The organism is Mesorhizobium sp. M7A.F.Ca.CA.002.05.1.1 (genome assembly GCF_003998335.1).
Classification (GTDB): Bacteria; Pseudomonadota; Alphaproteobacteria; order Rhizobiales; family Rhizobiaceae; genus Mesorhizobium.
Genome location: NZ_RZQI01001538.1, coordinates 1 through 649 on the forward strand (window position 1 = coordinate 1; position 649 = coordinate 649).

At 61.0% G+C, this 649-nt stretch carries 1 protein-coding gene; it reads right to left on the reverse strand.

Annotated features, from left to right (window positions below; translation table 11 throughout):
• A partial coding sequence (locus EN939_RS38425) for a hypothetical protein (RefSeq protein WP_206528479.1) occupies positions 1 to 649 on the reverse strand: 649 nt, incomplete at both ends.

Below are 649 nucleotides of genomic sequence, written 5' to 3' on the forward strand. Positions count from 1 at the left end.
ATGGACCTGGCTGATCGTGCTGCTGTTGAAACCGGCAATGCCTCCGATCTGGCTGCCATCGTGTCCTCGCACCGCGTTCGTCGAAAACGAACCGGTGATCGTGCCCTCATTGCGTCCGACGAGACCGCCGACGGCAGCGACACCTTCGAGATAGCCGCTTGCCCAAACCCCCGATATCGTACCCTTGCTAAAGCCGGCAATTGCGCCGGTGTTGTACGAACCACTGATATAGGCGTCGACCAGTCCGACATTGCGCACCACGCCGGTGCTGCCGACATAGCCGAACAGCCCGACATAGTTGGCCGGAATCTGCCGCACCCAGATCTGGTTGATGATATGGCCGAGACCGTCGAAGGTGCCGGTAAAGCCGTTGCCGCCATTCTGGATGTTGGTGTTGCCGTCGGTGCCCAGCGCGGTGAAACCGAGCAGGTTGTTCCAATAGTAGGTGGAACTGGCCTCGATGTTGTTGGCCAGCGCATACCGTTCGGTCAGGCCGCTGTTGATCGCCTGCAGGCCGTTGACATCGTAGATCAGCGTGTAGCTCTGGCCGTCGATCGACAGCGCCTGCGCTCCCGGCGTGCCGGTGAAGGTCGCCGATGCACCCAAGGCATAGGAAATCGTGCCCCCGGTGCCGCCATTGTTGGTGACC